This is a genomic window from Commensalibacter sp. A3DC (assembly GCF_047307945.1).
In the GTDB taxonomy this organism is placed as follows: Bacteria; Pseudomonadota; Alphaproteobacteria; order Acetobacterales; family Acetobacteraceae; genus Commensalibacter; species Commensalibacter melissae.
The window spans coordinates 1-8,195 of the sequence record NZ_JAXOQA010000068.1; the positions used below are offsets into that span (position 1 = coordinate 1).

Annotated in this window: 7 protein-coding genes, 1 tRNA gene and 1 pseudogene; 7 read left to right on the top strand and 2 right to left on the bottom strand. The window is 36.9% G+C overall.

The genetic code is table 11. The annotated features are described in order from the left end of the window. Nucleotides 1–158: 158 nt before the first annotated feature. From rpmF to U0839_RS07645, 6 genes and pseudogenes are all read left to right on the top strand, one after another. A complete protein-coding gene (gene rpmF / locus U0839_RS07620) occupies nt 159–362 on the top strand; it encodes a 50S ribosomal protein L32 (RefSeq protein ID WP_155565337.1) in 204 nt (67 codons plus the stop codon). 80 nt (nt 363–442) lie between these two features. Beyond that, a complete protein-coding gene (gene plsX, locus U0839_RS07625) occupies nt 443–1,483 on the top strand; it encodes a phosphate acyltransferase PlsX (RefSeq protein WP_155565338.1) in 1,041 nt (346 codons plus the stop codon). 35 nt (nt 1,484–1,518) lie between these two features. Further along, complete coding sequence (locus U0839_RS07630; protein WP_155565339.1) at nt 1,519–2,484, top strand: beta-ketoacyl-ACP synthase III; 966 nt, start codon at nt 1,519–1,521, stop codon at nt 2,482–2,484. 112 nt (nt 2,485–2,596) lie between these two features. Beyond that, on the top strand, nt 2,597–2,902 hold the full coding sequence (locus U0839_RS07635) for an integration host factor subunit alpha (RefSeq protein WP_155565340.1): 306 nt from the start codon (nt 2,597–2,599) through the stop codon (nt 2,900–2,902). A gap of 95 nt (nt 2,903–2,997) precedes the next feature. Further along, a pseudogene (locus U0839_RS07640) lies at nt 2,998–3,222 on the top strand (MerR family transcriptional regulator); the annotation flags it as partial. Between the two features lie 297 nt (nt 3,223–3,519). Continuing rightward, a tRNA-Pro gene (locus tag U0839_RS07645) sits at nt 3,520–3,593 on the top strand. Between the two features lie 6 nt (nt 3,594–3,599). Here the strand turns inward: U0839_RS07645 and U0839_RS07650 are convergent. Then, nucleotides 3,600–4,706: an AI-2E family transporter gene (locus tag U0839_RS07650; RefSeq protein ID WP_413550407.1), complete on the bottom strand. Its 1,107-nt coding sequence runs from the start codon at nt 4,704–4,706 to the stop codon at nt 3,600–3,602. Between the two features lie 22 nt (nt 4,707–4,728). Beyond that, nucleotides 4,729–6,822, bottom strand: a complete 2,094-nt coding sequence (locus U0839_RS07655; RefSeq protein ID WP_155565342.1) for a S9 family peptidase — start codon at nt 6,820–6,822, stop codon at nt 4,729–4,731. Nucleotides 6,823–6,982: 160 nt separating this feature from the next. Between U0839_RS07655 and glf the strand changes: the two genes are divergently transcribed. Continuing rightward, the gene (gene glf / locus U0839_RS07660) at nt 6,983–8,137 is read left to right on the top strand and encodes a UDP-galactopyranose mutase (protein WP_155565343.1); all 1,155 of its coding nucleotides are present in this window, start codon (nt 6,983–6,985) and stop codon (nt 8,135–8,137) included. Nucleotides 8,138–8,195 lie beyond the last annotated feature (58 nt).

Sequence of the window (8,195 nt, forward strand, 5' to 3'; positions counted from 1 at the left end):
TTTCAAAAGTGTTAGGGAAACCTTGATACGCTTTTTCAAGCTTGCTTAAAAGCCGATATTCTGTTAGACAGGTTGCTTCAATTTGAAAGTTCAATCATGTCGAATGAAATTGGTTATACTGGTTAAATTATTAGATAAATTAGGATAGGAGGGATCCCATGGCTGTTCCAAAGAAGAAAACGTCACCATCACGTCGTGGAATGCGTCGTAGTCATCATGCTTTACGCACTGAGGCTTATGGTGAATGTGCAAATTGTGGTGAACTGAAACGTCCACATCATGTATGTAGCCACTGTGGCTATTATGATGGTCGTGAAGTCGTCGCTGCCGGAGATGCTTTGAAGACCGCAGTACATCAATAAGACTGGAAAGCGTATTATAAATACCGATAACAACATTTTGATGTTAAGTTTAATGGTTTTTATAAATTGTAACTGTATTTATGACTGCAGAATCAGATATTCAAACGAAGCCTCAATATGATCTTGCGATTGATGCAATGGGGGGGGATCATGCCCCTGAAATTGTTATCAAGGGTCTTGAGATTACAGCCGTTAGACATCCAGAAGCAAAAATACTGTTAATCGGAGATAAAGAAAAATTGTCTCCGTTACTGAAAACATATTCCAAGGCAGCCAAAATATGCGATGTTCAGCATACAGACGTGGCTGTTCCAATGGAAATGAAACCTACTTCCGCTTTGAAATTACGAAATTCATCTATGCGTCTTGCCATGCAAAGTGTTGCATCGCAACAAGCCAAAGGGGTTGTTTCTGCCGGAAACAGTGGTGCAATGTTAGCACTGGCACAGGTTATCGTTAAAACGATGCCTGGTATTGCACGCCCGGCAATGGCTGCGATTACTCCAACAGCTAAAGGTGATATTGTAATGTTAGATCTGGGGGCGAATGTTTCCTGTGACAGTCGAAACTTGGTTGATTTTGCCATAATGGGTAACGCTTTTGCAAAAGCTGTGCTTGGTTTGCCTAAACCCACAATTGGACTTTTAAATGTTGGTTCAGAAGAATTGAAGGGTGATGATCGTCTTAGAAATGCAGCCGAAGTGTTGCGGAATAGCCCTTTGTCCGGACAATTTTATGGATTTGTAGAGGGACACGATATAACGGCAGGTACAACAGATGTTGTTGTTACAGATGGATTCACTGGAAATATTGCATTAAAAACAGGTGAGGGTGCCCTCAAACTCGTTTTTCACCTTTTAAAACAAGTTTACAGTTCTGGCTTGCGAGGAAAGTTGGGCTATCTGTTTGTTCGACCCGGATTGGAACGTATGCGTGAATGGCTGGATCCCAAACGTTATAATGGGGCAATTTTCGTAGGTCTAAACGGGGTTGTTGTGAAATCTCATGGAGGTACGGATGAAGAAGGTTTTGCATATGCCGTGGATGTTGCGATGGATATGATCAAGCACGGATTTTATGAAGAAATCCTTACGGGTTTATCACAGGTAAATCCACAGTAATAGCGGTTATATTAAATTAAAGGGTTTCTATAGGAATGATTTATCGTTCACAACTTGTTGGATTTGGTGGATATTTACCTAAGCGTATCTTAACAAATGATGATTTGACATTGATGGTAGATACATCTGATGAGTGGATTCGTGAACGTACAGGTATTCGCGAACGTCATATTGTCTCGGAAGGTGAGACATGTGTTTCCATGGCTGTTGAGGCCGCAAGGCAGGCAATTGAATATGCAGGGATGAGTGTGCAGGATATTGATGCAATTGTTGTCGCGACTTGTACACCTGACAAAATATTTCCAAGTACTGCGGTTGAAATTCAAAAAGCGCTTGGAATAAAAAAGGCTTTTGGATTTGATGTTTCATCTGCCTGTGCTGGATTTGTATTTGGATTATCAGTTGCAGACAATTTTATTCGTTGTGGACAGGCAAAAAATGTATTGCTGATAGGTAGTGAGGTGTATTCTCGAATTCTTGATTGGAAGGATAGAAGGACCTGCGTTTTGTTTGGTGATGGTGCGGGTGCTGTTGTTTTAAGTGCTGTTAACACGGAGACCGAGAGAGGAATTCTTGGATGCTATCTTCATACGGATGGTCAATATGCGGATTTATTATATGTGGAAGGCACACCAGCAAAATTTCAAGATCAATGCTTTTTACGTATGAAAGGACAGGAAGTTTTTCGTCATGCAATAACAAAACTATCCGAGGTTATTGAAGAAGCGCTAAATGATCACAATCTAATATATCGTGATATTGATTGGTTGGTTCCACATCAAGCAAATTTACGGATTATTTCACGTATGGGTGCAAAAATCAAATTACCCTCTGAAAGGGTGATTGTAACTGTTGATCGGCATGCCAATACGTCTGCGGCATCCATACCGTTGGCCTTGAATGAAGCAGTGAGAGATAATCGTATGAAAAAAGGTGATTTAATCGTAATTGAAGCAATAGGAGGCGGTTTAAGTTGGGGGTCTGCATTGGTAAGATTGTAAATATATTTTTAAAAAATTAATTTAAAAATAATTCAGAATTTATTTGGTAACACTATTGAATAAATGGTGTTAGACTTGTCATTTCAGTAACGGATTGTAATTATTTTAGACTATGCAAACTTTAACTCGTGCAGGATTAATTGAAAAACTTTATAGTCATATTGGCTTATCCCGTAGTGAATCAGCTCAATTGCTAGAAACGGTTTTGGAAAAAATCGTTACAACCTTGGAAAAGGGTGATTCGGTTAAAATCAGTGGATTTGGTACTTTTTCTGTCCGAAGAAAAGGAAACAGAATTGGGCGTAATCCTAAAACAGGTGTCGAGGTTGAAATTGAACCCAGATATGTTTTGAGTTTTCGCTCCAGTCAGAAATTGAAAAAAAATGTTAATGAGGGTATGATTAAAAAATCTTCTTGAAAGGATAAATAATGACCCAAGGTAACTCTGCTCAGATTATTAGTCAATCGAATGAAAAAGTAGATCCTGATTCAGAAGATAATGGAGTTACCAAAAAGGAACCTGGGGCTTTCCGTACTATTAGTGAAGTGGCTGATGAAATTCATGTACCCCAACATGTTCTGCGTTTTTGGGAAACGCGTTTTCCTCAGGTACAACCAATAAAACGAAGTGGTGGTCGTCGTTATTATCGTGTTGAAGATATAACGCTTCTAAAGTATATATCTGAACTTTTATATATCCAAGGATATACGATAAAAGGTGTTCAGCGTCTTTTACAAGAAGAATTATTGAATAATAAAGTTTCGGATAATGAACAATTAAATTTTAAATCGGAATCTGATATATCGATAACAAATGAATCTCAATCCCCAAATGATGATCTGACAAATACAGCTGAAAATAATCAGCAAGATTTACGTAAGGAATTGGAAAAATTGAAAAATGAAAAATCAGTGCTGATTGATTCATTAAAAAATGTTTTGGTTGAGTTGCAAGAATTAAGAAAAATAATAGCTAAGGCTTAATTTTATATTGATCCAAATAAAATTGACTGCTATATGGCTGTATAGATTTGACGGGCAGTAGCGCAGTCTGGTAGCGCATCAGTCTGGGGGACTGGGGGTCGTGGGTTCGAATCCCGCCTGCCCGATATTCGTTAATATTTTCTTTTTTCAGCTGTCCAATTATTCCATAACATAATTATGGCGGCCATTATCGCTGGACCGATAAATAAACCAATCATCCCCCAAGATTCCAGCCCTCCCAAAATACCGATTAATACCCATATAAATGGTAATTTTGTTGAGCCACCAATCAAAGCTGGTCTGATAAAATGATCTGCAATAAAAATAATGATGCAGCCAACAATCAGTATAGTTAAAGCGATCAAATAGGAAACTTGAAAAAAAGCGATAAACGCAACTATACCAATGGCAATCAGGGGGCAAAAGGGGATCATTGCAGCCAAGGCTGTCAATATGCCCAACAATGCCGCATGCGGTATATGCAGAAAATAGTATACGGTTCCGAGAATGATACCCTGTCCTAGCCCGACCAGAACTAGTCCCGAAACTGTTCCATGAACTGATGAGATCATTTGTTGAGCAATTGTTTCCCCTTGTTTGCCAAACAATCGTCTCGAACCTGATTTGCATTGATGAATAATTGATTCTCCATCTTTAAAAATAAAAAATAAGGTTAAAATTGAAAAGAAAAACAGTAAACCTCTATGAAGGATTTGTGATCCTATTTTTTGTGTAACATATACTCCATGACTTAGATGCAAATTGGAAATTAGTGTCGAGGCAGAAGATGGATCTTCAAGGTTTTCTTTCCACCAGTGAATGATATTATTGTTTATAACTGGGATTTTATTAAGCCACTCGGGTGGTGGTAAACCCTCACGACTAATTTTTATGACCCAACTTATGCCTGTTTGCAAATCTTTTGTCGCCTCAAGTGCTATAAAACCCAGGGGAAGAAGAAAAACCAGGGTAATAAAACAGGAAAAAATAAAGGGTAGTATAAAATTAAATCGTTCATAGGGCCATTTTTGCTTGACAGTTTTGTAAAATGGCCAGCATGCTATGGCAAAGATAATTCCCCAAATCAGGGAAAACAAAAAGGCTTTGATGGTATATAGACCAAATAGTATCAATACGATACTTAAACAACTGTGAGCGATAGTTTGATTATGGATTTGCTCTGCCAGTGACAATTGGCGCGAAATTTTTCTATTGATTATATGATCATCTTGGGACACGTTAATTATTCCCCAATATCCGTTATAATTCTTTTTTGATAATGGAAATGGCGAAGGCCTGAATGAAGGCGGCCTCTTTTAAGGCTGTATATCGACCTGCAGCTCCCCCGTGCCCTGAATCCATATTTATTTTCAAAAGCAAGGGATTGGACGATATATTGTGATCTCTTAGTTTTGCAATCCATTTTGATGGTTCCCAATAGGTAACACGGGGATCAGTCAGGCCTCCCATTGCAAGTATGGCAGGATAGTCTTGTTCTTTTATATTATCATAAGGTGAATAACTGGCTATATATTGATATGCTTTTGAATCTTTGAGAGGATTGCCCCATTCTGGCCATTCTGGAGGTGTGAGTGGTAAAGTAATGTCTGACATTGTGTTTAATATGTCTACAAAAGGAACAACGGCAATGATTGCCGCAAAAAGATCAGGGCGTTCATTGGCTATATATCCCATTACCATACCGCCTGCTGATCTTCCGTCAGCAACGATTTTTTTTGGCTGTGTATAATTTTGTTCAACAAGATAATCGGCACAGCAAATAAAATCGGTAAAAGTGTTTATTTTGTTGAAGCGACGCCCCTCCATAAACCAATTCCAACCTTTTTCTGATCCGCCACGAATATGGGCTATGGCATAAATCCACCCTTGTTCGATATAATTCAGTGCTGTTATGGAAAAAACAGGGTCAATGGCATATCCGTATGATCCGTAACCATAAAGAAGGGTTGGGTTTTTACCGTTTAATTCAATATCTTTACGATAGGTCAAGGTCATGGGAATTTTTTCACCGTCGTTTGCAATAGCCCATATCCTTTTTGATTCGTAAAGGCTTGAATTATAACCGCAAGGAATTTTCTGCTGTTTAATGATTTCTTTTTTACCAGTTGGAATATGAAAACGATTCCAGCAACGTGGAGTTGTAGGGGACTGATAACTGTATCGTAACCATTCTGTATCATATTCAAGCGTTTCATCCAGGGAAAGAAGGTATGCATCTTCATCACCTGAGATAATTTCATTTTCATCGTTTGTATTGGTGATGATTATTTTTGCATTAACCTCATGACGTTCCAATCTTATAAAATAATTTTTAAACGCCTTGAATTCCATTAGGTAAATATCAGGATTATGATTAATCCAATTTTGCCAATTTTTTCTTTCTATTTTATCCTGTATAAAATTATTCGGTATGGGCAATCGCATGAGTTTAAAATTGTATGCATTATCTTCATTTGTATAGATTATAAAATGATTGTTCCAATCTGTTATTTTGTAAAAAACACCTGTTCGTCTTTTTTTAAAACATATTGCTGCATGTGTGGGGTGTTGTCCCGATATGATCCAGACCTCGCTGGTATCATGATTATTGGCTGTTATATAAATCCATTGGTTGGAAAGACTACGCTCAATATTAATAAAAAAGCCTGAATTTTTCTCTTTATAAACTAGAGTATCTTGAGAAGTGGCTATATGATGTCTGTAAATTGCAGTAGGTCTGCCTTGATCATCGCGATAGACCCAAAATATATACTGACTGCATGGTGAAAAACAGTAAGATCCAGAACAGGGTGAAATGGATTGTGGTAATATATCACCTGTCTCCAGATTTTTAATTTTTAAATGCCAAATTTCTGAGCCTTGGGTATCTTCAATATAGGCAAAGTATTTATGGTTGGGGCTGTGTGAAACCGAGCCTATTTTATAATAGTCAATAGTACTTGCCTGAATATTTGGATCAATAAGCAATTGTTCTTCAAAATCATGAATTGATTTTCGATAAAAACACTTATGCTCTTTTCCCTCTTCAAATCGTGAATAATATATCCAGCTACCGTCAGGAAGTTCAGGGCTGCTTTCTTTATCAGCCAATTTTGATTTCAAGGAAAGAAAAAGTTTGTTTTGTAACGGTTTAGTCTGCTGCATTATTTTATTAGCATAATTATTTTCCTGTTCAAGATATTGTTTTATCTCTTTTTTTAGTTTTGAAGGATTGGACAAGACTTCCTGCCAATTATCATCTTTTAACCAGGCATAAGGATCAGTTCTTGTAAATCCCAGTTGTTTTATGATTTTCTCTTTTTTAGGTGCTTTTGGCGGAAGAATTGATGACATAAGCTAGAACATTTCCTCTTTTTCAAATAATTTGCATAAGAGTTAAGACTATCATATTTTATCTGGATTAATGAAAAAATTAATTATTAGAAAATTGATAATTTCAGATTGATAATGTAAATTCTGTATATTTTGATAAATAGTTTTGAAGGTGGTATGAATGTCAGAAAAAAGAGTTTTAATTGTTGGTGCCGGTTTTTCCGGTGCTGTGATTGGCCGTATTCTTGCAGAAAATGACTGGAATGTGCATATTATTGATGAACGATCCCATACTGCTGGAAACTCATACTCTAAACGGGACAAAGATACAGGAGTCATGGTACATATTTACGGTCCCCATATATTTCATACAGATAATGAAGACGTATGGAATTTTGTAAATAAATATTCAGAAATGATGCCCTATGTCAATCGTGTGAAGACCACAGTTAAGGGACAGGTTTTTTCATTACCGATTAATCTGCACACGATTAACCAATTTTTCCAGAAAGCATTATCTCCTGATCAAGCAAAAGAACTTATTGCCGAAAAAGGTGATAAGTCAATTAAAGAGCCTGAGACATTTGAAGAACAGGCTTTGAAATTTGTTGGTAAGGAATTATATGAGGCTTTTTTCAAGGGTTATACCCTTAAGCAATGGGGACTGCATCCCTCTGAATTGCCAGCATCTATCTTAAAGCGTTTACCTGTTCGTTTCAATTATGACGATAATTATTTCAGTCACAAATTTCAGGGAATGCCAAAAAGGGGCTATACAGATTTGGTCGATAATATTCTTGATCATCCTGGAATTAAAATTTCTTTGAATACAGTTTTTGATAAGGAAAAAGCAAAAAATTATAAACATGTATTTTATAGTGGTCCATTGGATGGTTATTTTCATCATCAATATGGTCGTTTAGCATACCGCACTCTGGATTTCGAAAGATTCACATATCAGGGTGATTTCCAGGGAACTGCTGTAATGAATTATGGAGAGGAAAGCGTTCCATATACCCGTATAACAGAGCATAAATATTTTGCTCCTTGGGAAAGTCATGAAGGCTCGGTTTGTTATAGAGAGTATAGCCGTTTATGTACAGAAAAAGATTTGCCTTACTATCCAATACGTCTTGTAGGTGAAATGAATCAGTTGGATCAATATATAGAATTGGCCGAAAAGGAACCTGATATTACATTTGTTGGACGACTGGGAACCTATCGTTATCTTGATATGGATGTAACCATTGCAGAAGCAATGAAAACAGCAAGATTATTTTTGAAATCCATTGAAAATAATGAAAAAATGCCAGTATTTACAGTCAGTATGAAGTAATTCATATTCATATTGCCTAAATCTATCTAAAAAATAATCGCTATTTCAATGTTAAATC